At 37.3% G+C, this 26,000-nt stretch carries 19 protein-coding genes; 5 read left to right on the top strand and 14 right to left on the bottom strand.

What is annotated here, in order from left to right:
• The first annotated feature begins 135 nt into the window (after positions 1 to 135).
• Together JKA74_RS19825 and JKA74_RS19820 are read left to right on the top strand one after the other, a co-directional pair.
• Positions 136 to 351 (top strand): PspC family transcriptional regulator, encoded by a 216-nt coding sequence (locus tag JKA74_RS19825; RefSeq protein ID WP_201432987.1) that lies wholly within the window; start codon positions 136 to 138, stop codon positions 349 to 351.
• Positions 352 to 452: 101 nt separating this feature from the next.
• Entirely contained in the window at positions 453 to 1,574 is a 1,122-nt protein-coding gene (locus JKA74_RS19820) for an MFS transporter (RefSeq protein ID WP_236587971.1), read from the top strand.
• Positions 1,575 to 1,689: 115 nt separating this feature from the next.
• Here JKA74_RS19820 and JKA74_RS19815 read toward each other — a convergent pair whose 3' ends face one another.
• Positions 1,690 to 2,844, bottom strand: a complete 1,155-nt coding sequence (locus tag JKA74_RS19815; RefSeq protein WP_236587969.1) for an alkane 1-monooxygenase — start codon at positions 2,842 to 2,844, stop codon at positions 1,690 to 1,692.
• A 156-nt stretch (positions 2,845 to 3,000) separates the two neighbouring features.
• Here JKA74_RS19815 and JKA74_RS19810 point away from each other — a divergent pair, with 156 nt between their 5' ends.
• Positions 3,001 to 5,361: a S9 family peptidase gene (locus JKA74_RS19810; RefSeq protein WP_236587967.1), complete on the top strand. Its 2,361-nt coding sequence runs from the start codon at positions 3,001 to 3,003 to the stop codon at positions 5,359 to 5,361.
• Positions 5,362 to 5,517: 156 nt separating this feature from the next.
• Here JKA74_RS19810 and JKA74_RS19805 read toward each other — a convergent pair whose 3' ends face one another.
• The 5 genes from JKA74_RS19805 to pfkA form a co-directional block, all read right to left on the bottom strand.
• Complete coding sequence (locus JKA74_RS19805; protein ID WP_201432984.1) at positions 5,518 to 5,703, bottom strand: CsbD family protein; 186 nt, start codon at positions 5,701 to 5,703, stop codon at positions 5,518 to 5,520.
• 137 nt (positions 5,704 to 5,840) lie between these two features.
• Positions 5,841 to 8,363, bottom strand: a complete 2,523-nt coding sequence (priA, locus tag JKA74_RS19800) for a replication restart helicase PriA (protein WP_201432983.1) — start codon at positions 8,361 to 8,363, stop codon at positions 5,841 to 5,843.
• Positions 8,360 to 10,387, bottom strand: a complete 2,028-nt coding sequence (locus JKA74_RS19795; RefSeq protein WP_201432982.1) for a thioredoxin domain-containing protein — start codon at positions 10,385 to 10,387, stop codon at positions 8,360 to 8,362. The genes priA and JKA74_RS19795 overlap by 4 nt, the downstream gene beginning before the upstream one ends.
• Positions 10,371 to 11,360: a GSCFA domain-containing protein gene (locus tag JKA74_RS19790; RefSeq protein ID WP_201432981.1), complete on the bottom strand. Its 990-nt coding sequence runs from the start codon at positions 11,358 to 11,360 to the stop codon at positions 10,371 to 10,373. The genes JKA74_RS19795 and JKA74_RS19790 overlap by 17 nt, the downstream gene beginning before the upstream one ends.
• A gap of 247 nt (positions 11,361 to 11,607) precedes the next feature.
• On the bottom strand, positions 11,608 to 12,579 hold the full coding sequence (pfkA, locus tag JKA74_RS19785) for a 6-phosphofructokinase (protein WP_201432980.1): 972 nt from the start codon (positions 12,577 to 12,579) through the stop codon (positions 11,608 to 11,610).
• Between the two features lie 146 nt (positions 12,580 to 12,725).
• Here pfkA and JKA74_RS19780 point away from each other — a divergent pair, with 146 nt between their 5' ends.
• Positions 12,726 to 13,817, top strand: a complete 1,092-nt coding sequence (locus JKA74_RS19780; RefSeq protein ID WP_201432979.1) for a DegT/DnrJ/EryC1/StrS family aminotransferase — start codon at positions 12,726 to 12,728, stop codon at positions 13,815 to 13,817.
• Here JKA74_RS19780 and JKA74_RS20995 read toward each other — a convergent pair.
• Positions 13,807 to 15,291 (bottom strand): lipopolysaccharide biosynthesis protein, encoded by a 1,485-nt coding sequence (locus JKA74_RS20995; RefSeq protein WP_201432978.1) that lies wholly within the window; start codon positions 15,289 to 15,291, stop codon positions 13,807 to 13,809. The genes JKA74_RS19780 and JKA74_RS20995 overlap by 11 nt on opposite strands.
• Before the next feature lie 123 nt (positions 15,292 to 15,414).
• Between JKA74_RS20995 and JKA74_RS19770 the strand changes: the two genes are divergently transcribed.
• Complete coding sequence (locus JKA74_RS19770; RefSeq protein ID WP_201432977.1) at positions 15,415 to 16,287, top strand: hydroxymethylglutaryl-CoA lyase; 873 nt, start codon at positions 15,415 to 15,417, stop codon at positions 16,285 to 16,287.
• A gap of 69 nt (positions 16,288 to 16,356) precedes the next feature.
• Here JKA74_RS19770 and JKA74_RS19765 read toward each other — a convergent pair whose 3' ends face one another.
• From JKA74_RS19765 to JKA74_RS19735, 7 genes are all read right to left on the bottom strand, one after another.
• Positions 16,357 to 16,614 carry a hypothetical protein gene (locus JKA74_RS19765; protein WP_201432976.1) on the bottom strand — a complete coding sequence of 86 codons (258 nt, stop codon included), beginning with the start codon at positions 16,612 to 16,614 and terminating at the stop codon, positions 16,357 to 16,359.
• Between the two features lie 96 nt (positions 16,615 to 16,710).
• A complete protein-coding gene (locus JKA74_RS19760; protein WP_201432975.1) occupies positions 16,711 to 17,454 on the bottom strand; it encodes an MBL fold metallo-hydrolase in 744 nt (247 codons plus the stop codon).
• 109 nt (positions 17,455 to 17,563) lie between these two features.
• Positions 17,564 to 21,355 (bottom strand): reprolysin-like metallopeptidase, encoded by a 3,792-nt coding sequence (locus JKA74_RS19755; RefSeq protein WP_201432974.1) that lies wholly within the window; start codon positions 21,353 to 21,355, stop codon positions 17,564 to 17,566.
• Positions 21,356 to 21,505: 150 nt separating this feature from the next.
• On the bottom strand, positions 21,506 to 22,576 hold the full coding sequence (locus tag JKA74_RS19750) for a hypothetical protein (RefSeq protein WP_201432973.1): 1,071 nt from the start codon (positions 22,574 to 22,576) through the stop codon (positions 21,506 to 21,508).
• On the bottom strand, positions 22,576 to 23,205 hold the full coding sequence (locus JKA74_RS19745; RefSeq protein ID WP_201432972.1) for an ABC transporter ATP-binding protein: 630 nt from the start codon (positions 23,203 to 23,205) through the stop codon (positions 22,576 to 22,578). Before JKA74_RS19745 ends, JKA74_RS19750 begins: the two co-directional genes overlap by 1 nt.
• 66 nt (positions 23,206 to 23,271) lie before the next feature.
• Positions 23,272 to 24,609, bottom strand: coding sequence for an MFS transporter (locus tag JKA74_RS19740; RefSeq protein ID WP_201432971.1), 1,338 nt, complete (start codon positions 24,607 to 24,609; stop codon positions 23,272 to 23,274).
• Complete coding sequence (locus JKA74_RS19735; protein ID WP_201432970.1) at positions 24,609 to 25,985, bottom strand: alpha-amylase family glycosyl hydrolase; 1,377 nt, start codon at positions 25,983 to 25,985, stop codon at positions 24,609 to 24,611. The genes JKA74_RS19740 and JKA74_RS19735 overlap by 1 nt, the downstream gene beginning before the upstream one ends.
• Positions 25,986 to 26,000 lie beyond the last annotated feature (15 nt).

The raw sequence follows: 26,000 nt of genomic DNA, 5'->3' as shown, positions 1-26,000 counted from the left end.
GTTTGGAAGTTAATGCGAAATTATATTTATATTGTTACTATTGCAATGTATTCATCATATTTAACAAAAAGAAATTAAATTTCATCGAATTTATAAAGTGGATTTGATTCAAATTGTTTAAATTTAGTCATAATTATGAAAAAAGTTCAACAGTTCATCGAAAATAAAGCCTTTGGAGTGTGCACACGCTTAGGAGAATTAATGGATTTGCCTACTTCTCATATTCGAATGTTTTTCATCTATACGTCCTTTTTAACATTTGGTTCGCCCATCCTTCTTTATATGTCCCTGGCATTTATAAGGGATTTAAGAAGATTGCTCAGAAAAGGGAAGGCCAAATGGTATTATTAAAAAAATATTATCTTCTGAATTAATAGCTAGTCCTTATTTAGGTTACTTTACTCCTTAATGCTGTCATTATTCTTATGACAAATAATGAAACTCACACTTTAATGAAATCCCGGATAGCCATAAGTGCTATCTTTTTTTGTTATGGACTTATCTTTTCCAGTTGGGCTGCCCGGATTCCCACTGTTCAGGAAAAATTCGATTTGTCTGAAACAGAATTAGGTACTTTATTGCTGATGTTACCAATTGGTTCTTTTATTTCCCTTCCCCTTGCAGGGCTATTAGTAGCGAAATGGAATAGTAAGTTGATTACACAAATTGCCATTAATCTTTATTTGATATCCTTACTGCTAATTGGCCTGTCCAATAATGTTTATTTGCTGGCTTTTGTTCTTTTTTTCTTTGGTATGATGGGCAATATGGTAAATATTGCTATTAACACCCAGGCAGTTACTCTGGAAAAGAATTATGGAAGGAATATCATGGCTTCTTTTCATGGAATGTGGAGTTTGGCAGGTTTTGCTGGAGCTACTATAGGAGCCTACATGATTGGCACAGATGTGCTTTTGAAATACCACTATGCAATAGTGGTGGTTGCTGGTGTTATAGCTGCCTGGATTAGCTTTAACTGGTTGCTTAAAAATGATCAGGAAGAAGGAGAGGAGAAGCCTGTTTTTGCATTGCCTGACAAGGGACTCATTCTTTTGGGTGTAATTGCCTTTTGTTCCATGATGGCGGAGGGAACGATGTTCGATTGGAGTGGTGTCTATTTTCGAAAAGTTGTGAATGCCCCGGAAAAATGGATCGGACTGGGCTATACTGCTTTTATGATCAGTATGGCTGGAACAAGGTTTTTAGCGGATAACTTCACCAAAAAATATGGGATTAAAAACGTTATCCGGGTCAGTGGGCTATTTACTGTATCAGGATTATTGCTCTCAATATTATTCCCTTATTTTATTACTTCAATTATAGGTTTTTTTATTGTAGGGATTGGTGTCTCATCAGTGATACCGTTGGTATTCAGTGCTGCCGGACGTACCAAAACAATGTCTTCAGGAGTTGCTTTGGCCTCCATCTCTACTATGGGCTTTTTCGGCTTTTTATTGGGGCCACCTTTAATAGGATTTTTGGCTGGCTGGATGAACCTTCAACTGTCGTTTTCTTTTATTGCACTAATGGGATTGGCTGTGGTAATTTTAGCAGGGAAAATTAAAACTGATTAAACCTTAATTTATTTTCAATTAAAACTTTTACGTAACCTGTACAACTTGTTAATTTTATAGGGCGAGTTACAAAACACTAGGGGACCTCAAAACCTATTCACCTCCTGCCAACTTGCTAACCCACCAACCCTTCAGACTCACTTTTCTCATTCCACTGTGCCAACTTCGGATTCATTACCTTAAACCACAAAGCAGGTAGATGAGCCATTAATATCATAGTAGGATAGCCGGCCGGCAATTGGGGAGCCTCATCGTAATGATCCAGTACCTGATATCTTTTGATAGCATTGAAATGATGATCCGAATGTCTTTGCAGCTGGAATAGAAAGAAATTGCTCACTATCTGACTCGCATTCCAGGAGTGATGTGGTGCCACTTGCTCATATCGGTTTTCATCTACTTTCTTACGCATTAAGCCATAATGTTCAACATAATTGACGGCTTCTAATAAAGAAAAGGCAAAAAAGCTTTGTGTGAAGAAAAACAGTGCAGGCTGCCACACGAAATAACCTAAATAAAGACTGATTCCTGCGGATAAAGCCCCGGCAAAGAGGAAAGGTAAAAGAGTAAACCATATCATATTATTGTGTAAAGACCACCGGGAAATACCTTTTCTTTCCAATCTTCTGTTTTCTATTTCCCAGGCACTTCTATAGCCTTTGGTAACTGATCTCCACCAAAAAGCGTAAAAACTTTCATTCTCCCTTGAAGTAGCCGGATCCTCCGGAGTGGAAACCCTCACATGATGCCCTTTATTATGCTCAATATAAAAGTGCATATAACTCACAGTCATTAGCAACACCTTGCTATAGAACCTTTCTAAAGAAGATTTCTTATGCCCTAGCTCATGCGCTACCGTAATACCAATACCACCTGTGGATAAAGAAACTGCTATGGTGAAAACGATCCATTCAAATAAGCTTAAACTATGGGTTGTTACAGCCCATGCAGCCCAAATGATAAATGCAAGTTGAAAGTAAGTCCAGCAATAGGTAACAAACCTGTAATAGAAGTCATTGGCAACAGAGTTAACTGAGGATTTGGGTACATTGCTTAAATCCCTTCCGGTGATACGGTCAATAAGGGGAATTAATAGGTAAACAAATAATAAGGTTGATAAATTGGCTATTCCACCTACATAAAAACTACTGATAGTAAGTGCAGGGATAATAAAAGCACTTAAATAACCTATTTTCCTGAGCCAATTCATAAGCGTAATTTTATTGAAATATATTATTAATGTTCCATATAACAAATTCTGATTGCGCATAATTCATTTATTTCTTTTAACTCAATTTTGTTCATAACGAGTTTATTATTCCTGACTTAAGTTTTATCAACCGCTCATAAAATCAATGAGTTGGTTTTTCATTTTTATAATTAAATTGATTTTTCAATGCGATTCATTCTAAAAAATCCAATAATTATGAGACTTTCTTTATTAATGCTTTTTTCACTGTTTATCACAGCCGGATTATTTGCGCAAACCAGTGAATTGTCTGTTCAAAAGATTATGCAGGATCCCAAAAGCTGGGTAGGTACTTCACCCTCAGACCCTTTTTGGGCGGAAGATGGCCAAATCCTATATTTTAAATGGAATCCTGAAGCACATCCGGGGGATTCATTGTATAAAGTGAATGCCAAAGGGGGTGAGCCTGTAAAGGTAAGTTTGGAAGAAGAATTGGCTTTGCCTTCTGGAAGTGGTGATTATAATAATGATAAATCATTGAAGGTATTCAGTCGATATGGGGATATTTTTCTCTACAATATTAAAACCAGTGAAATGCAGCAACTTACACAGACACTTGGCACTGAATCCTCACCTTCTTTTACCGGGGACGAAAAATACATCACTTACGAGTATGAAGACAATTTGTACAGAATAAGCTTAATGAATGGTGCCATTGAGCAACTGACAGATTTTCAAGAGAAGAAATCATCAGGTACTGACAAAAAGTCGGAGCAGGATGATTGGTTGGAAAAGGATAATGTCAACTTAATTAAAGTATTGCAGGAGAGAAAATCCAGGGCAGAACAGGAAGAGGCTTATCAGCAATATAAAAAAGTTAAAAGACCCAAAACCTACTATTTAAATGGGCAGTCTGTGGGTAGTATTGAGCTAAGCCCAAACCAGGACTATATCACTTTTACACTTTTTAAAAGAGCGAATAATAAAAGTACCATTGTGCCTGATTATCTCCACGAATCGGGCTATACCGAAGATATTCGAGCAAGATCGAAAGTAGGTAGCGATATCAGCGATATGACAGTTGGTATTTATCACTTAGAATCCGATAGTATTTATTTCCTTCAAACAAATGAATTAGAGGGAATAGACGAACAACCTGCGTATCTGAAGGAATATAATTTGGAAGAAAATAAGTCTAGTAGGGAGGTGATTACCAATTCACCTGTTTGGTCGGATGATGGTCGATATTTAGTGGCCAATGTGCGCTCAAAGGACAATAAGGATCGCTGGATTTGCCTGGTGAATCCGGTAACAGCCGAACTGGAAGTACTGGACAGACAAAGAGATGAAGCATGGATAGGAGGGCCTGGCATCGGCTGGACTTTTGGTGGAAGTGTGTTGGGCTTTATGCCTGATAATAAAAGCATTTATTTTCAATCGGAAGAAACAGGTTATTCCCATTTATATACAATTGATTTAGGCAACAAAAGAAAGAAAGCTTTAACAAAAGGAAATTACGAGGTGTATGATCCGAGAATAAGTGCCGACAAAAAGTTTTGGTACTTTGAGGCCAACCCTGAGCATCCTGGTATCAGAAATGTATATTATATGCCCATAAATGGAGGAAAGTTAACGGCTATCACTACCCAAAAAGGAAAGAGCGAAGCCATCTTTTCTCCTGATGACAGCAAAATTGCTTTGTTGCACTCCACTTCCAATCAGCCAACAGAGCTATTTATTAAGGATAATCCGCTTAAAGCCGAAACAGTTGAAGAAAGACAAATCACCCAATCAACTACTGAGGCTTTTGATAAGTATCCATGGAGAGAGGCTGAGGTTATTACATTTAAAGCCAGGGATGGAGAAAAAGTACATTCCAGGATTTATAAGCCTGAAGCAGCAAAATCCAACGGAGCCGCAGTGGTTTTTGTACATGGTGCCGGCTATTTGCAAAATGCCCACCATTGGTGGAGTAGTTATTTTAGGGAGTATATGTTCCATAATCTATTAACTGATTTGGGATATACAGTTTTAGATATCGACTATAGGGGAAGTGCCGGTTACGGTCGTGATTGGCGCACAGCTATTTACAGGCATATGGGAGGAAAAGATTTAACCGACCAGGTAGATGGCGCTAAATATCTGGTAGAAGAACATGGTATTGATGCTGAAAGAATAGGTATGTATGGTGGTTCTTATGGTGGGTTTATTACTTTAATGGCGATGTTTACCACACCTGATGTTTTTGCTGCCGGAGCGGCATTAAGGTCGGTTACTGATTGGGCACATTACAATCACGGATATACCAGCAATATTTTGAATGTTCCGGTAGCGGATAGCATTGCCTATAGAAAGAGTTCTCCTATATATTATGCTGAAGGTTTGCAAGGAGCACTTCTTATTTGCCATGGTATGGTTGATGACAATGTGCATTTTCAGGATGTAGTAAGATTGGCTCAAAGGTTGATTGAGCTCGGAAAAGAGAACTGGGAAATGGCAGTTTATCCGGTAGAAAGACATGGTTTTGTAGAGCCAAGCAGCTGGACGGACGAATACAGAAGAATCTTAAAACTATTTGAAGATAATTTGAGAGATTGAGTTTTTTGATAACAGACTAAAAACTTCATTTAAAAAATTTAGAAAGAACAGCCCGGTAAAAGCAGTTAAGAAATCATAGTGGAGAGCATTCTAAAAAAAGAGCCCTAAACGTATTGCTTTAGGGCTCTTTATTATTTAAGTGATTCGCTGGTTACACTAAATATCGCGTATGATCTTTTCGGCCTCATCTTTTCCAACGCCTAATTTTTTTTGGACGCGACCTACCAGTTCGTCTTCTTTACCTTCAGCATACTGTAGATCATCATCTGTCAGATCAGCGTATTTTTGCTTTAACTTACCTTTTTTCTCTTTCCAATTTCCTTTCAAAATATCTGCGTTCATGGTATTAATTTTTAGGTTAACAATATCCTTATTAACGTGATGATAGGTTAGTAGTTACAGATGTTGGTAATTATGATAAATTTGGAAATAATGTTACAACTTTTTGCAGACTGGTTGGTGGAATGAATCATAAAGGTTTATTGTGGATCGACATCATAGACTATCCTCAGTTTTCTAAAATGGCTGTTTTCTTTCATTTTTTCCACTGCCTGCAATATTTGCTTTTTTGTGCCTTCCAATGGAAACCCTTTTTCCAGCTTAATCCATATTTCCATATGGTAAATGTTTCTGATTTTGGCAATCATAGGCTCATGTGGTGCCAGCATTCTTTGTGATCCCAATGGTTGAAGCAAGGCTTCATATAATTGGGTGGCACCATTTTTTGTAACAGATGATTGCTGACCTTTGAGTATGATTCTGATCAATCTGCAAAATGGGGGATAGAAGAAAGAATGCCTTTCTTTCAGCTGAAGTTGATAAAAGCCTTCATAATCATAGCGCAATAGATACTGAAACAAAGGATGATCTTTCTGAAAACTTTGCACCAGTACCTTACCCGCTTTCTTGCTTCTTCCTGCACGACCACTTACCTGCAACATCAACTGAAAAGCTCTTTCTTCTGCCCGAAAATCAGGATAATACATAATGCGGTCTGCATCAACTATGCCTACCAGGCTAACATTTTCAAAATCCAGCCCCTTGCTTACCATTTGTGTGCCAATTAATACCTGTGTTTCACCAGATTCAAAAGCCTCTATTATCTGCTGATAACTATATTTTTTCCGGGTGGTATCCCTGTCCATTCTTTGAATTCTTGTTTCAGGGAAATGGAGTTTTAAATCATCCTCTATTTTCTCAGTACCAAACCCTTTCATTTTTAAGGCGGTGGACTCACAATTTAAACAAGCCGCAGGACTTTTCTGCCTAAAGCCACAGTAGTGGCATTTCAATTCATGCTGATGCATATGATAAGTGAGGCTTACAGAGCAGTTTTCACATTCTGAAATCCATCCACAGGTTTCACATTGTAAGTAGGGGGCATAGCCTCTTCGGTTTTGAAAAATAATTGCCTGATTGCCTTTCCCTAATTCTTCTTGCATTACAGTGAGAAATGTATGGCTGTAGTCATCTGTTACTTGCTTTTTGGCAGTCATTCTGCGCATATCCACTAGTTCAATTTCAGGTAACTTGCCTTCACCATAACGCTCTGTTAAAGTAACGAATCCATATTTCCCATTTTGTGCATTATAATAGCTTTCATAGGCAGGGGTGGCTGAACCTAACAAAACGGGTGCTTGATGTATTTGTCCTAATACAATGGCAGTATCGCGTGCATGATACCTGGGGGCAGGATCAAATTGTTTATAGCTGCTCTCATGTTCCTCATCCACAACTATTAAGGAAAGGTTATTGAATGGAAGTAATACTGAAGATCGTACTCCAATCACAAAATTAATACGACCTTCTGCCACGCCTTGCCAAACCTCCACACGCTCTGCATCTGAAAATTTGGAATGGTAAACTCCCACCTGGTCTCCAAATATTTTCCTTACCCGTTGTATCATTTGAGTGGTTATGGCAATTTCTGGTAGTAGAAACAAAGCTTGCGAACCACTTTCAATTACTTCCTGAATAAAGGAAAGATAAATTTCCGTTTTGCCACTGCCTGTTACTCCATGCAGCAAGGTGACAGGGTGGGCAGCAAAGGAGGCGTTAATTTCATCTTTGCATAGTTGTTGTGCAGGGCTTAATTGAATGAGCGTATCAATAAATTTTCCTCTAGTGAGATAATCCAAGCGGGAGACAATCTTCTCAAACTCTTCAAAAACTTTATTTTTAATAAGAGTAGAAAGGGAAGAAGCAGAAAATTCTTCTGCTTTAAACACATTTTTGCTAAGTCCATTTTTGTTTTCCTCAGGAGAAGAGAATACGGGTAGTTGCTGGAGGTATTTTAGAAGGATGTCCAGCTGTTTAGGTTTCTTATCAAGGGCATCCATTAGGGCAGACAATGCTTTTTTGTCCAGGTATTGTTCATGCAACCTGATAAACTTTTCTGTTTTGGGCTTGTATTTTTCCTGAACCTGCTCTATTAAAAGAATGGCTTGCTTCTTTAACAAATCTTTGATCAACAAACTACTTTGCTTGGCGTTGCTGATATCAGCTATCTGTTGATAGGACAAAAGGCTTTCCTTTTTCAATAAATCCAATACAACATTTTCCAATGAGCTAAAAATATAAGGCGAGTTACTAAGGTCAAATGCCGGATTGAGTTGAATTTTAGATTCACTACTTAGTTTCATGCCTGATGGCAAAGCTATATTCATCACTTCGCCTTCTGTGCACATGTAATACTGTGCCATCCATTCAAAAAGCTTGAATTGCTGGTCGCTGAGTATGGGAAATTCATCCAGTACTTCCAGTAAATATTTAGCTTCGTAGTCTGCTGGTGGCACTTCGTGAATTTCTTTCACGATACCGGTTATGATTTTCTTTTTGCCAAATGGAACTATGGCTCGAATTCCTATCTGAACATTGTTTTCAAGGTTACGGGGAATTCTATAAGTAAAGGTTTTTGGTAGGGGCAATGGCAATAGCACCTGGGCAAATAGCGTGGCTTTTGTAGTATCTGTTTGAGTATCCTGCAGGTTTAACTGGCTCATTTTCTCATTTGCTCAATAGCTTCGCCCACCGTATACACTGGTTTTTGACAGGCGTTTTTCTGGCAAACAAATATAGTGGTTTGTTCTTTTAAAAGCTCTTTTCCTTTAAAAACTGCTAATCCTGAATCTGCTTTTTCCCTGGCCAGAATTATCGCATTGGGATGATGGTCTGCCCAAAGTTGTTGTTGCATGTTTTTAGCTTCAGGACCCAAAATCACTACATCATATGAATGATAGGCTTTTAGCAATAAGGCGGAAGCCCAGTTGGACATATATCGTGGTTCCTTTTTTAAGAAATGTTGCACTTGTTGCAACATGTCATCGGATATTTCCATGTATTGCGTTTTCCCACTCAAGATACTCAACCAATGCAGGTTTTCTGCCATAACAGAATTGGAGGCAGGTATTACATTATCGAAAAGCTCCTTTTTACGAGCGATTAATTTTTCTGATTGGTTATCTGTATAGAAAAATAGTTTTTCGTTTTTATCAAAGAAGTTTTCTATAGTATAATCTGCAAGGTCTACTGCTTTTTGCAAGGCATCTGTATTGCCTGAAATTTCAGCATAAGAAATGAAAGCCTGGATGCACAAGGCATAATCTTCCAGATAAGCATCTATACTGGCTTTCCCATTTTTATAATTTCTGAACAAACGGCTACCATACAACATATTGCTGTAAATGAATTCAAAATTCCTTTTGGCAAGGTGCAGGTATTCTTCTTTCGGTTCGGCTTTGTATGCATCACATAATCCATTAAGCATTAAGGCGTTCCACCCACAAAGAATTTTGTCATCCAGCCCAGGCCTGATCCTTTCTTGCCTTTTTGCCAGTAATGTTTTTTTTGAGACTTCCAGTTTTTTCAGGAATTCCTGAAGGTCATGATTTCCTGCCTTGCAAAATTCCTCCGGACTGCTGTTTTGATAAGGGATATTTTGTCCTTTCTCCCAATTTCCATGTGCGGAAATATTGAAAAACCTGGCCATCAATTCGCTGTTTTCACCTAATGCATTTTCCCATTCCTCATAAGTCCAAACATAAAATTTCCCCTCTTCCCCTTCAGAATCAGCATCCAGAGCAGAATAAAAGCCACCCTTTTCATCCATTAATTCTCTTTGTATGAATGAAATGGATGCTTTATAAATAGATCTGAAGTAAACATTTTTGGTCAGGCGGTAAGCATTGGCATATAAGCTGATTAATTGACCATTGTCATAGAGCATTTTCTCAAAATGGGGAGCAAACCATTCTCCATCAACAGAATAACGTGAAAAGCCACCGCCAATTTGATCATAGATTCCTCCCCTGGCCATGGAGTTGAGTGTTAATTCCAATGCTTCCATTGCCTTTTTGTCATCCGTTAATGATGTATAACGGTTAATAAAACGCCAAATAGCAGGCATAGGGAATTTTGGGGCACCTATTGTTCCTCCATTATCCCAATCAATGAATTTTTCCAACTGCTGGAAAGTATCGTCCAAAGTTTTGGCAGAAAATCCCTGTAAGTCGGACTGGCCAAATTGTAATCTACTGGCATCCGAACTATTAAGCGCCTCTGCAAAATTATCTGCCGATTCTATAAGTTTCTCTCTGTTGTTCTGATAAGCAAGGGCAACATTATCCAATAGACTTAACCAATTTTTTTTAGGAAAATAGGTACCTCCATAAAAAGGCTTTTGGTCTGGCATTAGAAATACATTCAAAGGCCAGCCACCATTTAACCCCATGGTTTGTACAGCATCCATGTAAATTTGGTCTACATCCGGACGTTCTTCCCTGTCTACTTTTATGCACACAAAATTCTCATTCATGATTTGAGCAACTTGTTCATCCTCAAATGATTCATGTTCCATTACATGGCACCAATGGCAGGCAGAGTAGCCAATACTCAATAAAATGGGTTTATCCTGTTGTTGTGCTTCCTTTAATGATTCAGCGTTCCAGGCCTGCCAGTTTACAGGATTATGGGCATGTTGTAATAAATAAGGACTGCTTTCATCAATTAACTTATTGGCTTTTGGCATCTTCTAATTCTTTTTGCACATATTCTTTTTCAGCATTTACGTTACCGATAACCGAAAATTTCTCCAGTTTTTTTAATAACGCCTCTAGAAATTGTACGTGTTCGATTGAACCCGGGTTCATCACACGATGGCTCAAATCATTTTTGATGGATTGCCATTTATCACAATAAGTAAATAAAGCATCAGAAAAATAAGTTTCCCGGAATTTTTTCCAAATGTAGTTACGAGCCATAATATTGGGGTGGATCATATCTTCTCCACAAAAGCGGTAGTCACGTAAATCATCCATCATTAATTCAAAAGCAGGAAAATAAGAAGTATCTTTTAAGGATTTCTCTATGGTATCTGTAGCTACCCTTAAAATGGATTTGCTTAACATATTTTCAGGAATTCCCTCTTTAATATGGCGAACAGGGCTTACAGTGAGTATAACACGAATAGCAGGATTAATTTCTTTCACTTTTTCAAGTGTGGAAATTACTTCTTCAGTGATGTTATCTATAGTCAGCAGTTCTTTTGTGAAGTGATGGGAGGGGAGTTTATGACAATTGGCCACGATCTCACCTGTTTTTTCATATTTGAACACCCATGCAGTACCAAATGTCAAAATAAGCACTTTGGCATTTTCCAGATAATTTTTGAATGCATTCGAAGCTACCTGAATTCCTGATTTTAAATCGTCCAGATCTTTCTTTCCGAACATGGAATGGGCATCCAAATGATTATAAATATCCTGGTTTTCAACAATATGTTCCGGGTTGAGTTGCTTGCCTTCCAGGCATAAGTTTATCAGTCGCATTTGAGAAATCGGATTATAAATGATTCCGAATGGATTACTCAAAATATCCATTTTCATTTCCTCAAATCTGTGCCCAATATGATCTGCAAAGCATGAGCCTATGGAAGCCACCATATAATGAGGGTGGATTTTTTCCTGTGCAGGCTTTATTTCAAGCGTTGTTTTGAATTCCATTATTTAAATTATCAAATATTATTTTTTGAGAAGAATGTGAATCCTAGTCATTTTTTATCAACCAAAACAATTTCAATTCTACTAAAAAGATCTTCAATCATAGATCCTACGCATTGAATGAAATTACACTCATGTTGTTTAGTTAAGTTTTAAACTAAAACCTCCAACCCTCTATCCAATAACCAACTGGATAAAGAGAAGCCAGCCAAAGACTGAGAAGTTTGTCTTAACTAAACAACATTGAAAATTATACACTCAATATTTTGACCATTCTGATCAAATCCTGATTGAGTGCTTTCGTTTTTCCAATACTTTCTTCAAAGGAAGTATACACCAATTTATCATTGATGATACCTGCCATGACATTTTTCTGGCCACTCATTAAGCCTTCCAAAGCTCCAAGTCCCAGCCTACTGGCCAGTATTCTATCCTGAGCACTGGGTGATCCACCCCTTTGAATATGGCCTAGAATAGAAACTTTTACATCTTTCATATGAATTTGGCTTTTTACTTTTTCAGCTATTTCCATTGCATTGCCTTCTTCGTCCCCTTCGGCCACTACTACGATCGAGGATGTTTTTTGCCTGTTCCAACCTTCCTGCAAAGTGGTGATCACTTCAGTAATGGAGGTGGCCGTTTCCGGTACCATTACTAATTCAGCACCTCCGCCAATTCCCGATCGGATGGCAATATAACCTGAATCACGTCCCATTACCTCCACAAAGAATAATCTATTGTGTGAGTTGGCTGTATCTCTGATCTTGTCAATCGCATCCAAAGCGGTATTGACAGCTGTATCAAATCCAATAGTGTAATCAGTGCCAAATAAATCATTATCAATAGTACCAGGAGCGCCAACAGTTGGCAATCCAAATTCTTCAAAAAACACTTTTGCACCAGTAAATGTTCCATCTCCACCAACGGCAATCAATCCTTCAATGCCTTTCTTTTTTAGTTGGTCATAAGCTTTTTGCCTGCCTTCTTTAGTCATGAACTCTTTACTACGAGCTGATTTTAGAATGGTGCCTCCTTTTTGAATTATATTACTGACAGAATAGGAATTCATGGGTTCAATATCTCCCTCAATCATTCCATCATATCCTCTGTAGATACCACAAATTTCAATTCCATGATATATGGCACCCCTTACAGCCGCCCTAATACAGGCGTTCATTCCCGGAGCATCGCCTCCTGAAGTAAATATGGCTACTTTATTCATTTATGTTTTGTATTATATGAATCTCGAAAATAACGCATTTGCAATTTGAAAGCCTAATTTAATTTGAAAAAGGATTGAGCAATGCTAAATAAATTCCTCAATATATTTAGCTTTGATCTTGTTAATGTGGACCATATCTTGAAAAGATGTTAGATAGAACTATTCCATTTGTGCGATTGAGTCCTGTTCCGGAGGATGTGCAAAAGGCTGTTCAGGAGGTAATGGATAGTGGTGTTTTTTTCAATGGGAAGTATAGTACCTTGTTTGAATCAAGTTTTAAAAAGTATTTAAGCATTGATCATTTTATACCTACGGCCAATTGTACAGATGCATTGGAGATTATTTTAAGAGCTCATGAAATAGGTGCTGGTGATGAGGTGATAGTGCCTGCCTTTACCTGGTTTTCAGATGCTTCAGTAGTGCAGTTAGTGGGAGCAAAACCTGTGTTTGGAGATGTGGATTTAACACATTATGGGTTGGATATCAGCAGTACAGAAGCTTTATTAGGCGGAAAGACCAAGGCTATTATTGTCCCACATCTTTTTGGCAGTACGCATCCTGAGATAAAACAATTCAGGCAGATGTGTGATGAACATCAGCTGTTGTTAATAGAGGATTGTGCGCAAGCCCATGGATCTACTTTGAATAATTGCCTGGCAGGAACGTTTGGGCATATGGCAGCATTTAGTTTTTACCCTACCAAAAACCTAGGGGCATTGGGTGATGCAGGTTGCATTGTTACCAATGATGCCCATTTTAGTCATCAATATAAGCTGTGGTCCAATCATGGGCAGCAGGAAAGGAATAACCACCTACAATTAGGAAGAAATAGCAGGATGGATGAAATCCAGGCGGCTGTGCTTATGGCCAGGTTGCCTTACTTAAAGCAAAATAATGATAGGAGAAGAGAATTGGCAAAAATGTATTTGCGAGAGCTTGCCCATTTGCCCATAGCCTTACCGGAAGAAAACAATGGACATGTTTATCATCAGTTTGTGATCAGGCTGGAAAAACGGGATGCTTTAAAGGACTTTCTTTTGAGCAAAGGAATACAAACAGATATACATTACCCCACCGCACTAAGTGATATGGATTGTTTTCAAAAATCTGTTCCGGCTGATTGTCCTAATGCAAGATTGGTTGCGGCCACTATACTTTCTCTGCCCATTCATCCTAATCATGAAGTGGCTGATGTCAATTATGTTTGCCAACAGATAAAAGTTTTTTTTAAGGGATAAATTTATTCTTTAGTAGCTTTAAGAGGTTATTGATTTCTTTTGAAGGTTTAAATAAAAGCATAAGGCTACTAAAGACTAGTGTGAGGATTATGCTTATCCACATAATATTAAGGATGGGATTTTCTATTTTCGGAATAAAATAAACGATCACAAAACTAATGGCAGATAATAGCAGGGTGGTTAACGTATGGATTGAGAATGGTTGAAATTTAAAGTGATACCAAATAAAAAGCATTTTTATTAAATTGAAACTGAATATTGCACTTAAAGTGGCAATTGCAGCTCCTAAAAGACCGTAGGTGGGGATAAGGAGTATGTTCAAACCTACAGTTAAAATAGCTAAAACTACTACAAAAAGGATATTGGCTTTGTATAGGCTTGAAGAAACAATGATTTCGGAATTCACCCCAAATCCCATATCTATAATTTTCCCAAAACCAATCAATACCACAATCCATTTACCTGCATTATAAATTTCACCTTTTGGCATAATGTTATAGATATTATCCAGGTTTAAAATGATTAATAGAAAAACAAAGCTCCCTAATATCAACTGATTAATGCTGGATTGTTTGTAGATTTTCTTCACTTCATCCAGCCTTTCAAATTCAAATGATTTGGCTATAATTGAATCCGACATTTGAGCAATTGCTCTGCGTGGGATTTCTATAACAGTAGCCATAAAGAAGGCGATAACATAAATAGCATTTTCCTCCAATCCCAGATAGCCAGTTACCATTAACTGATCTATTTGTAGCACAATTACTGAGCCTACTGCACCAGCCATTATGTAAACCATATATTTCAATAATTCTTTAAAAAAGGTCTTATCAATTTGAAAAATGGAAAAATTGAAATGTAATTGGTTTTTTGCCGCTAAATAAAGAATGAGTAAAATTAAACTGAATGCATAACTTAGAATGGTAAAATAAAGAAACCATTGGAAAGTAATTATTTCGGTGAAGTACAACAAGCCTAACAAACTAACCACAATTCTGAGAAAGAATTCTTTCATGAAAGTAGGAACCACTATATTCATTAAGGCTTTATAATAGGCTTCAAATATGGTGATATATACCATTAAAAAGGCCAGAATTAAAATAAGCCAATAATGATGGACTAATTCCGGAGCATTTTTTTCAAAGAAAGAAAATACCCAGTCATCCACTAATTGAAATATCAGCAGAAACAACATAATAGTAAAAAAGCCAAGGATGAAAATCAGGCTTAAAAACCGGCCCGCTGTTTTATTACTTTTATTAAACCGTGGGAAATAACGCAAAGTACTTCGGCCTAATCCGGCCTGGGCAAAAGGTGCCAGGAGGATAGCCATTGAAAATATAGCCTTAAATAGCCCTAATTCTTTTGGGGTGAAGAATTGAGGAAAGAGAAAAATCATATTGATTGCACCTATTACCACACCGAAATAACTGATGGCTGAAGCATAAGCACTTTGTTTGATGACTATTCCCACAGGTTGTTTTTAGAATGAAGTGGAAATTTAACAAGATGCAGGCAATTAATAAATACATTCAGTGGATTATAAATCCTTATTGGAAATTTTTCCGGATTAGTCAGGATTGCTTAGTTTTGGAATATGAAAAATAAGAGCAGCCAAAGGTTAAAAATTATTGAATGCCCTCGTGATGCCATGCAGGGTTTGCATGAGTTTATCCCCACAGAACAGAAGATAGCATACCTGAACCAACTATTGAAGGTGGGTTTTGATACTATTGATGCAGGAAGCTTTGTTTCCCCTAAGGCCATTCCTCAGTTGCGTGATACTGCAGAGGTTTTTGATAAAATTGACTTGTCCAAAACTAAGTCTAAATTGTTGGCTATTATAGCCAATCAAAGAGGGGCAGAGTCAGCAGTGGCATTTCCTCAGATTGATTACCTGGGCTACCCGCTTTCCTTGTCTGAAACTTTTCAGCAGCGGAATACCAATCGCTCTATTGCCACGGCTATGGAAGATTTGAAAGCTATTCAATCCCTTTGTGTGAAGCATGAGAAAACATTGGTAGTATATTTATCCATGGGTTTTGGAAATCCTTATGGCGACCCATACAATGCTTCTTATATAGATGATTTTGTGCAGAAACTTAAGGAGATAGATGTTTCAATTATTTCGCTGGCGGATACCATAGGCGTTTCCAATCCTAAGAATATATCGTGGATTTTTAATGAGATTATTCCAAAGTACCCTCAAATTGAATTTGGTGCTCATTTGCATAGTACTCCCGAGACTATTCGTGAAAAAGTAGAAGCGGCTTTTGAGGCTGGATGTTTAAGGTTTGATGGCGCAATTAAAGGCTATGGTGGTTGCCCTATGGCCGAAGATGATTTGGTGGGGAATATGGCTACAGAACAAATGGTAGCTTATTTTGAAGAGGTTGGACAGGATCTCAGTCTTGATCAATCTGCTTTCAGGGAAGCACAAAATATGGCAGGCAGAATATTTCCTCTATAAAATTTATTAGCCAAACTACAGGCTAAAAAAAAGTCCGGAACACCAGGTCCGGACTTTTTTCATTTACGATTAAAAGTTATCGAAGTCAGGCTCTTCACCTTCATCGTATTCTTCTTCATCATAATCATCAATGTCTTCGAATTTGATTTTATCTATAGAATCTTCTTCATCATCAAATTCATCTTCATCATCAAATTCATCGATCTCATCATCATCTTCAATAACATCGTCACTGTCACCATCAAAGGAATCATTATCATCCCAATCATTTTCCTCTTCATCGTATTCGCCAAACCTGTCGAAATCTGATGCAATTTTAAGAGCCATTATCTATTGTTTTTTTGCAAGTTCAATTACGACATAAAATTAATCGGGTTTTTGAAATATCAAGATATTTTGAATAATTTTTTTCAATCTTTTCGACTAATTTTCCGGATACCAATTTCGGAGCCTAATATCAATGGAGCTGTTGTTTTTATTGACAATGTTTTTAAACGCTTCAACATCAGCCAGGCCGTCTTTTCCCCTGAAGTGATAAGGATAAACAATGGACGGATTGAATGCTAAAACAGCATCAGCGGCCTGCTCAACAGACATCGTGTAAGGTAAATTCATACAGATAAATGCTACATCTATATTCTTCAAATTTCTCATTTCAGGAATGTCCTCAGTATCACCTGAAATATAAATTTTCTTTCCTCCAATAGTCAGTACGTATCCATTTCCTCTACCTTTGGTATGCCTTGAATCTTCTGATTCCGGTAGATTGTACATAGGAAGGGCACTGATTTCAATAGATTGGTAGAGCGTGCTCTCGTCATTGTTTAAAACAATCATTTTTCCCAGCTGAAATTCATCCATTTGTTCAGCTACTGCTTTAGGCACTATAAATGTTGTATGGGTAATATCAAGTTCCTTTAATGTAGCCTTATGTAAATGATCTCCATGAATATCAGTAATAAGAATAAGGTCGGCTGGTGGGAAATCTTTAAATTTTTCAGCTCCTCCATATGGATCAACGAAAATGGTGAGGTCATTGTAGGAAAGTATTAGGCTGCCATGTAAAACAGGTGTTATTCTCACTTCTCCATTGTTGGTGGAAATTAAATCCTGAGCATTTAGCTGCAGAAAGCTAATCAGAAATAGTAAAGACAGTAACATTTTCATAGTCCATTCTATTTAAGAGTTTTTTTTAAAGAATGATGAAGGCATTAATACTTATTTTTGAGTTAAAATTACTACTACTAAATAAGTATCAATGCCATCAGATTCACTCCTAATTTTTAATAACTATTTGCTTAACAATATGTTCTTTATTGATTTCAATTTGTACAAAATACAGCCCCGGCTGAAGTTCTCTTATATCAATTGATTCAGACTTCCCACTGATCACCTTCACTGACTGACCCAGTGTATTCCTGATCCTGATTTGATGGATAGTGTTATTGCTGTTGTTTTGAATATGGATTACACTATTTGTAGGATTAGGATATAGTACAATTTGATTATTTAACTCATCCTTTGTTCCTAAAATAACCAATGAGGCATCAAGAGTTTCAGAATAATCTGAGTTTCCTGTAGTGTTTTGAGCAAATACCCTGTACTGATAGGTTTTGCTTAAATCAGGTAATCTTTCTTCATAGGTAGTTGAATTTTCAGGTAAAAAACTTGTTGTCTCAAATTCGTCTTCTCCTAAAATTCTTCTTTCAATCACATAAGCAGACTCATTCTCAGAATTATCAACCCAAAGCAAATTGATATAACCATCTCCACCATATTCCATGGAAAAATCTGTCGGGGCAGAGGGCAATCCTAGTTGAGTGGTAATCTCGACTTCATTTGAATAGATAGACTCAGTATTTGCATTAATTGCTTTTACCCTATAGGTATATTTTGTTAGTTCCAGGATTGATTTGTCAATATATTGACTGGTGTTTGGGTCAACTTCAGTTAACACCCCAAAGTTCTCTTCTCCATCGGCCATTCTTTCAATAACAAAAGCTGTTTCATTATCAGAATTATCTGTCCAGGTTAGAATAATTTCTCCGGGCTTATCTTCTACTCCTGTAAGATTAGTTGGCCTGCTTAATTCCGCAAGGGTCAAATTGGTTACGCATATTTCCAAATCCCAGTTTTCGAGTTGGCCTCCATCCTGGTTGGCTACATCCTCCACAATCAAAGTCCATTCTCCTTGCATGTTTTCACCATTAAAAACACTTAGAGGAGTTGCTGGTTGGTAGGTTCCTTCATCTGTTGGAGGGCACGGAATGCTTGAATCATCAGCCTGGTCACTAAAGGAGATATTGAAATTTTCTTCACTACCACAAACTTTATCCATCAATACTACTTCAGTACCCATTGGACTTCGTAGGCTTATTACCAAATCAGAAATATAAGTATGTGTACCTATTAGGTTTTTGACACTAAGCATTTCAATTTCCCCACTATCTTCTATTAGTAAAGTAGATTCCACGGTAGCAACACTGGTAGGGATTTCGACCGGCACATTGTCACTTGTTGTATTAACACAATCTATATTCTGGGTTGTGAAACTAATTTCAGCGTAGGCACTTTCATCACAGAAATTTTTAGCCATTATCCTTACGAAATAATTAGTACCTCCACTTAAAGTTTCATTTAGCGCGTAAGAGTTACCATTGATGTCCGAAACACTTTCAATAATGTTTGAGAAATTTTGGTCTGTGGCAATTTGTAAATCATAAACGACCTCCAAATTATCATCTTCCCAACTAATAACCGGTAGAATACCTTCAGTTGAAGATCCATCCGCTGGAGAGGTAATGGTTGGAGGTACAGGGTTATTTAAAATTGAAAAAGCAATATTTTCATCTTTAGTAATACTTCCGGAACTTGTATTAATATCCAATGATATTTGTCCGCTAATGCCCTCAGTATTGTCCAATGTTAATACAGTTGTTTCCCCTGGCAGGATATTGGTAATACTGAAGCTACCACTTAAGCCTGTAGGTATATTGGAACTGCTAAAATTAATTTCTTCATTATAACCTAGAATTGATTCGGTTTGAATGGTTAAAATGATATCATCTGTAGGACAGTATTTTTCTTTATCAAAGCTGGTAGTAACTACATACGTTGGATCTGTTGTTTCTGTGATACTGAAATTACTGCTGCTAATATTGAAAAAGATATTGTCAGCAGCAGCCACTTTTATTCTGGCTTCTGTTGTATTTACATTTGCAAGGGTAATATTCTCATTTCCATCATTGGGAGTGTTTTCTTTTAGTGTTTCAGTAAAAGTTTGACCACCATCCAATGATAAATAGATATTTACTTTTTGACAATTAACGGGTGCTGTATTGGTATTTGCTACATCCCACACTACAGATAAAGTAGATAGGCCATCAAATTCTCCTGTGACATCCTCAACAAGGAATGGACCGGCTTCTTCTGTTGCTGAAAATGAGATTTCATCATAGTCTACTCCTGAAACTGCCTGGTTGTCTCTTGCGATCAAACGGAAAGTAAGATCTCTTGAGTAGGTAGGTAGTAGTTCTCCAATTGTTTGGGTACCACTTAAAATATCTGAAATTTGAGGGAAAACCCTGAAAGTATCAGTAGTTGGTGAAAAAGATCTGAAAATTGGTGCATTATCTACCGGGCTGTTGGGGCTACCTGCAGGACCAAGATCAAATTGTTCCCATGAATAGCTAATAGCATCTCCATCAGGGTCAGTTGCTGAGCCATTTAGTTGGAAAGGTGTGTTTACAGGTATTGTGAAACCACCTGTTCCGGCATCAACAACTGGTATATTATTCTCTGTATCAGTAATTGTGGCACAAGAATTCCCACCTGATTCTTGTGAATAGGCGTTAATATAATCCAGACTTGTTACATGGAAATAAGCATCACTGTTGTTTTGAATATTATCACTTCCACATATACCGGCATAAGCCATAATGGTGGTACCACTTCCTGGCTCATAAGCTGAACTGCCACTTCTATTTCCTCCTGAGCAGGATCCTACTACACCGTTAAATGTGTGTGGGGCTCCAAATTGATGGCCAATTTCATGCGCAACATAATCTACATCGAAAGGGTCACCAGTAGGGTTGTTTGTTCCTGTTACACCTCTTGCTTTTGAGTCACTTGAACAAACTACACCTAAACCTGCTAAGCCACCGGCACCTGTAGAGAACCCATGACCAATATCATAATTATCACTTCCTATAGTAGCATCAATTTCTGTCTGAAGTTCATTAATCATTGAACCTGCATCACTATTTGAAAACGGATCAGAATTGCTGTCTGTAAAAATAATTTGATCATTATTGTCAACTAAAACCATTTTAACAGCAACATTTTTCTCATAAATGCCACTTACACGATTTAGAGTGGTAACAATGGCCGCAAGCCCATCTTCCACGGTGCCACCATGGAACTGAGTATATTCCCCAGTTGCTGCAATGGCAATTCTATAGGTGCGTAATTCTGTTCCTGCAGGTTTGCTGAAATTGCCAGTTTCAACTTTTCGTTTTACAGCCTCAAAAGTGGTTTTATTGTAAATAATAGGCTCTGCTTCTTCAAAATGTTGTGATTTCTCAGTTTGAACCAGGTCTTTCTTATAATAAACCTGATACTCATTTATATTATTCTTGTTTATCGGATCAATGAAAAACTGGCCATTTTTGGTAAAGACCATTCCATGAAACCCTTTGTGCGTTACATCCATACGAATTACATCCCCATTGGCTATATTTCTACCTGAATAGGTTTTTATCATTGGGTATTTAGCAGCTAATTTATCGGACATGGTAGAAATTTCTTCTAATAAGAAATCACCTGTAGTGCCATCCGGATATGGAATTGTAATTGTTCTTTTTGTAGTTTTAGAAACAGGCTTTAATGATTGAACTAAATCAGCTGTTTTTAAAGAATAGTATTTTGCACTATGTACGGGGATATTTTTTTGTAAGTTAACAGATTGGTCACTGTTTTGAATCCATAGATTGGAAGTTTGTCCGTTCGCATTTAAGCTTATAAGTATTGAGGACAATAACAGGAGTGTTTTTAATACAAGTTTATTCATGAGTTTTTTTATAAGACTTTTGGTTAATTGGAATCATTTTTTATAATTCTATCAAATATATGTAAATGTTTTTAAAATTGGGACCCTTACTCTTGATTTTGTCCTAATGACCTGGGGTTAACTCCACCCAATAAAAAGGAATGAAAGTGCTTAGCGTCTGGGTTTTAGGTAAAATATTTTGACAAAAGTAATCATACAAAGCAGGATAATTAAAGGAGCAGGTATTCCGAAAAGAACGATAAAGAATAATGAGAAGAAGGCTATGAAGGAATTTCGTGTGAGATTATTCTTGTTTTTAGTGGAATGAATGAGTCCATATAGACCTGCATTTAAAGCAACCAATAGAAGCAATAATGTAAAACCTCCTATGGTGTTAGAAACGGTCGTCAACTGGTAAAGCAGGAATAGTAACTCAGGTATTAATACTTGTATGAAAGCCAGGAAATGACCAAAAGCTTTTTCACCAATAGACATAGGCATATTACGAAAATAACTCAATTGTTTGTTTTCAAAATTAGATTTCTCTTCCCAATGAAAGTAATTGATAAATGAAGCACAGATTATCCCAAACTGTAGCCATCTTAAATCATAACCTCCTGAATAATAAGAGCTAAAGAATAAATTTAACATTAAGAGACTTAGGGATTTGGCTCCTAATAACAACAAAGGCCTTTTGTGTATTAAATGAACTGGAAACCAAAAATGATAATGAAGTTGGAATGATTTTACCCATGTGCCGGCAAAACGAGCTTTAGGATCAGGGTAAGTTTTCTTTAGTTGATGAAAAATAAAACCGGTTGAAATGATATATAGGGCAACCATTGTCAGCCAGAGTAAAATAATTACAGCCCACAAGCCTAGCAGAATACTTTGTATGCTTAAGAAAGCGGTGTAAATAAGGATTAACTGATAATTGGCCAACCAACTATATAACTGTGTTTTATAAAAAACTACCGGAGGGAAAAGAGCCATTTGATGAAATACCAGATAGTTATTTTGATGCAGCAATTGAATATTAAACCTTATGTGAAGGAGTGAGTAAAGAATAAAAAGAAATATAACAAAAGTTAATCCATAAGGGCTCTGTATGATGAATTGAGCCAGAAGTACATGATCACTGGGCCTCATAAATACACCAAAAAATATGATAAGCAGCATGAAAAGACCCAGATGGGCCCTGTAAAAGGGAATGACGAAAGATTTGATAATAATACTTTTCATTATTTTGAGAGTATTATATTTCCGTTTTTTAGCTGTAAGGTGGATTCATAGTCAAAAAAAGGAATCTCAGGTAAATGATGGGAAGAAATAAGAAAACTGACTCCTTTTAGTAGTTCCTTTTTTATAAGAGATATTAAATTAGCCTGAGTTTCAGTATCAATGGTGGTAAAGGGCTCATCAAGAATGATTAATTTGGGACTCCCTAAGAATGCCAGCAATAAAGAGGCCTTTTTCAACATTCCTGAGGAGTAAGACGAAATCCTGTTTTTGGAATAATTATTTACTCCAAATTCTTCTTTTAAGCTTTGCACCTGATCATCCGGTGATTGCTTTGCCCGGGCTACAAACAATATCAGATCATCAAGACTCAAAAAATCAGGAAATTGAGGTTCTGCTTCTGAATAATTGACGTGTTTCCTGTAGGCTACAGGGTGTTGTTTGATAGAAATATTGTCCAGAACAATTTCACCCTCAAAAGCATGGATTCCGGCAATTGCCTTGAAAAGAGTGGATTTCCCAGCACCATTTTCTCCTTTGATTAAATGAATTCCCTCTTTCAAATGAAGTGAGTTGATCTCTAATCGGAAGCCTGTTGAATACCTCTTAATGAAATTATTGATTTGAAGCATTTGCCTAATTTATTTTGACCCTTCAATATTAATCAAATATAATTCACAGGAAAATTTCCTACCTAATTATTTAAACAAGGCTACTTCATCCTTATCATTCACCCACAGACTTAAAAGTCCAGCCAATATCATAGATGCACCACCTACAATGAGGGCATAAATGGAATCGTTTTGGAAAAAAGTTCTTAATATAAAACCTAATAAACCGGCAGCAACAATTTGAGGAATAACAATAAAGAAATTGAAAACACCCATATAATAGCCCATTTTTTCTGCTGGTAAGGCAGAAGATAGCATGGCATAGGGGATAGAGAGAATACTAGCCCATGCAATTCCTACTCCTACCATTGAAAAAATCAATAGGTCTGGATCATTAATATAGAAGATTGAAATCAAGCCGACTCCACCGCAGAAAAGGGCAATCAAATGAGCCATTCTTCTTCCTACAACTTTGGCCAACTTTGGCAACATAAATGCTACTAATGCTGCCACACCATTATACACAGCGAATAGGATTCCTACCCAATCTGCCCCTTCGTTATAAAGTGGTGAGGTAGTATCTGTAGTTCCATAAACATGCTCTGTTACTGCGGGAGTGGTATAAATCCACATGGAAAATAGAGCAAACCAGGAGAAAAATTGCACGAAGGCTAACTGTACCATGGTTTTAGGCATTTTGAAAATACCCAGAAATGATTCTGCCAAGCCGCCAAATACTCCTTTTTCTTTATTTTGTTTTCTAAGTAATTCTAAATCTTCTGGTGGATACTCTTTTGTGTTGAATACTGTCCACATTACCGCAGAGAAAAATGCCACACCACCTATGTAAAACGACCATTTAACAGAATCCGGTATTTCTCCCGGACCTGCAGTATTACTCATACCTACCCAGTTGGTAAATACATAGGGTAGTATGGAGGCGATAACAGCTCCTGTCCCTATAAAGAATGACTGCATGGCATAACCTCTTGTTCTTTGTTCTGCGGGAAGCATATCACCCACAAAAGCCCTGAAAGGTTCCATGCTTACATTGATTGAACCATCCATAATCCATAGCATCCCTGCGGCTATCCATAGTTCAGGGGAATTTGGCATGATAAATAATGCAATTGAGGCTAAAATGGCTCCAATAGCAAAGAAAGGTCTTCTTCGTCCCCATCTGATCGACCAGGTGCGATCTGAATAATAACCGATAATCGGTTGAACCAATAAACCTGTAACAGGTGCTGCCAACCACAAAATGGGTAAACTGTCTTTTTCTGCCCCTAAAGTTTCAAAAATCCGACTTACATTGGCATTTTGCAATGCAAACCCAAATTGAATTCCTAAAAACCCAAAACTCATGTTCCAGATTTGCCAGAAGCTAAGCTTTGGCTTTGCGGAGGTAATTGATACACTTTTCATTAATTTTGTAGGGTGTTTTTAGTAAGAATCATATAAGACCAGCTATCAAGTATCAATTCCTCTTCATTAAAGGTGAAATTTGAACCTGAGCTTAAATCTTTATAGTCTTTTTCCTGAAAAGGCTCATCTACGATGAAAGCTTGGGTGGTATCTGATAAGTTTAAAATAACTATTACCTCATTATCATCTTTTTTCCGACTAAAGGCATAGATGTTTTCTGTATTATGTTTGGTATTTATTCTTTCCGCCTTTCCTCCATAGGTTCCATTCCAAAGGGAGGGGTTTTGTTTTTTAATCTTAAGTAAATTACTGTAAAATTCTTCGTAATTCAGATCTGACCAGTCAATACTGTCTTTATCAAAAAAGGGCAGGCGTTTATCCAGGCCAGCTTCCTGTCCGCTGTAAATGAGTGGCATTCCCTTTATAGTGGATGCCAGCACAGCCAAAGCCTCATATGCTTCGCCCATTCTTTCAAATACAGTACCATTCCAGGAATTTTCATCATGGTTTGAGGTGAAAAACATACGGAAATCCGAGGAATTATAGCGTTGGTTGTCTCTTTCAATGTAAGCCTGAAGCGAATCTGCATTTGCTTTTCCCTGAGCAATATTATTAAGGAGGTGATGAAACTCCCACCCATAAGTCATATGGAAACCGGCTTTATGCATTTTTGATTCGTCCCACTCTGCCAGCATAAAAACATCTTTAGTGGCTTTTAAACTATCAATAGCCATTTCCCAGAACTCATTGGGAACCATGCCGGCTACATCGCAGCGGAAACCGTCAATATCGGTTTCTGTAAGCCACCACTTCATTTCGCGCATCATCTCTAAATGTAAGTCTGCATTATCATAATTTAAATCTGCTACATCTGTCCAGTCTTCAACCGGGGATTGCAAATTGCCCAATGAATCGAGATTATAGTACTCTGGATGTTTAGTTGCCCAATGATGGTCATAGGCTGTATGATTGGCTACCCAATCTAAAATGACTACCATATTCAACTCATGGGCTTTTTCCACTAGGGATTTGAAATCTTCCAATGACCCGAAATCAGGATTAACAGCTGTATAGTCCATAATTGAATAATAGCTGCCAAGAGGTGGTTTCCTGTTCTTTTCACCAATGGGTTGCACTGGCATCATCCATAGAATATCAACTCCCATGTTTTTAAGCCGTTGGATATGAGGTATGAATGCCTGTAAAGTGCCTTCAGGAGTATATTGCCTGATGTTGACTTCATAGATATTCATATCTTTTGCTTTCTCTGGAAAAGAAACAGATGATTGCTGTTCTTTTATTTCTTTATTTGTGCCGCAAGCTGTTAAAGCTAGAAGGAGCAAAAGAAAACCGATTATTTTTAAAGTTGTATTCATAACCTTGTATTGAAT

This window comes from Marivirga aurantiaca (assembly GCF_016679925.1).
Taxonomy (GTDB): Bacteria; Bacteroidota; Bacteroidia; order Cytophagales; family Cyclobacteriaceae; genus Marivirga; species Marivirga aurantiaca.
Note: the sequence above shows the minus strand (reverse complement) of the source record. Positions and strands in the feature narration are given on the sequence as shown.